Origin of the sequence: Aromatoleum evansii (assembly GCF_012910805.1) — a bacterium.
In the GTDB taxonomy this organism is placed as follows: domain Bacteria; phylum Pseudomonadota; class Gammaproteobacteria; order Burkholderiales; family Rhodocyclaceae; genus Aromatoleum; species Aromatoleum evansii.
Map to the genome: position 1 here is coordinate 1 of NZ_WTVK01000146.1, position 1,939 is coordinate 1,939.

1 protein-coding gene and 1 pseudogene are annotated in these 1,939 nt (G+C 64.1%); one reads left to right on the forward strand and one right to left on the reverse strand.

Annotated features, from left to right (window positions below; translation table 11 throughout):
* A pseudogene (locus GO615_RS27550) lies at positions 1-706 on the reverse strand (DDE-type integrase/transposase/recombinase); the annotation flags it as partial.
* A gap of 416 nt (positions 707-1,122) precedes the next feature.
* On the opposite strand from GO615_RS27550, the gene GO615_RS27555 reads away from it, so the two are divergent.
* A complete protein-coding gene (locus tag GO615_RS27555; RefSeq protein WP_246262522.1) occupies positions 1,123-1,830 on the forward strand; it encodes a reverse transcriptase domain-containing protein in 708 nt (235 codons plus the stop codon).
* The last annotated feature ends 109 nt before the right edge of the window (positions 1,831-1,939 follow it).

The window sequence follows — 1,939 nt, forward strand, 5'->3', positions numbered from 1 at the left end:
TGGCTTTGAGCGTGGCGCCGTTGTCGCCGTGCAGCACCGGTTTGGTCGCCAGCGCATGCACGCCTTCGGCCAGCGCGGTGCGCTTGGCGAGATGGGCGGCGTGCTCGGCGTCGTCGGTGTCGTGGATCTCCCAACCGACGATCTTGCGGCTGTACAGGTCGAGGATCAGGTACAGAAAGAACCACTGACCCTGCACCTGGGCAGGCAGGTACGTCATATCCCAGCACCACACCTGGCGCGGTGCCGTGGCCACATGCGTGGTTGGCGCCCGCGAGGCCTGAGGCGCGCGCGTGCGGCCACGATGCCGGTTCTGACCGTGCGCCCGCAACACCCGCTGGAAGCTCGATTCGCTGGCGATATAGACCCCCTCGTCGGCCAGCGCCGGCACGATGCGCGCCGGCGGCTGGTCGGCAAAGCGAGGCTCATTGGCAACCGCCAGGATGCACGCACGCTCCTCGTCGGTCAGCGCATGCGAGGACAGCGGGCGTTCGGCCACGGGGCGGCGGTCCCCAACGACCAGGCCGTCCTGTGTCTTCCACCGCTGCAGCGTGCGAACCGTAATGCCAGCCACTTCGCAGGCCGGGCGCAAACGCGCCCCGCCCGCATGGGCAGTCTCGATGTGGCGGACCGTCGTTTGGCGATCTTCCAGGCCGATCATGCGTCCTCGTCCTTGTCCTTGGGAAAGATCGCCTCCATTTTTTTTGGTGCGCCCGGCAGGGCGCACCTACTTGGAGGTGAAAGTCCTCTACTCGCCCGGCAAGGGGAAGAGTTAGCCGAACGGCAAGGGTGTCGCGGGTAACTGCGAATCTGGAGGAAGCCGAAGGCAAAGCGCTGGCCTGACGAACAGGAAGCGGATACGAGGCGGCACAGCGGGGTGAGGCGGCCAATATCGTCAAAGCCCGAAACTTGCACAGAACGCTGTGACGTATATCCGACAGGCATAAGCGCGAAGGTGGGTGCGTCATACCCGGGGAGATCCTCATCGGTGCCGTGGTGCTACCGGCATCGCGAGGTGTCGGGATGCCGGTGAGGAAGTCAGCCGAGGCCATAGTAGGGGCCAGCATGGACCGAAGGGCCGAACATGGAAGAACGCGAGTAGGCGATGAGCTCTCGATGAGGTCAATGAAGGCAGAAGCCCGTCGGCAAGACGGGGCGCAGGCGGCAAGCTCCGGACGGAATCCGGAGAGGGCTGCGTTGTGTGCCGAGGCTGAATCGGCGACTGATCTGCGGACGAAAGCGGAGACGAGCGGGCTGATGGAAGCCGTGTGCGAGCGGGGCAACCTGTGGCTTGCGTATCAGCGGGTGATCGAGAACAAGGGCGCGGCCGGTGTCGATGGCATCGGCGTGACCGAGTTCAAGGCTCATCTGAAGCAACATTGGCCGACGATCAGGGCCAGACTGCTGGCGGGGACGTATCTCCCGCAGGCGGTGCGCCGTGTGGATATCCCCAAGCCGCAAGGCGGGGTGAGGACGCTCGGCATTCCTACGCTGACGGATCGACTGATCCAGCAAGCGTTGCATCAGGTGCTCTCGCCGATCTTCGAGGCGGAGTTCTCCGAGTCGAGCTACGGCTTCCGGCCGGGGAGGAACGCCCATCAGGCGGTCAAGGCAGCGCAGCGGTATGTTGCCGAAGGCCGGCGCGTCGTGGTGGACATGGATCTGGAGAAGTTTTTCGACCGGGTCAATCACGACATCCTGATGGAGAAGGTTGCGAAGAAGGTCGGCGACGGGCGGGTACTGAAACTCATCCGCCGGTATCTGGAAGCGGGGATGATGATAGACGGCGTGATCTCGCCGAGGACGGAAGGGACGCGGAGCAAGTCAAGATAGTTGTCGCCTGATTCATGCAACTAACCGCCCTATGTCTTCAGCATGCAAATGTTCGCTGACGATCGCATCGCGCTCGGGGTTGAGCGTGACGGCGCTGATCGGCGACCAG

What these genes read in the sequence shown, in the direction of transcription:
- GO615_RS27555 (WP_246262522.1), top strand. Translation starts at nt 1,123, where the DNA reads ATGAAGGCAGAAGCCCGTCGGCAAGACGGGGCGCAGGCGGCAAGCTCC.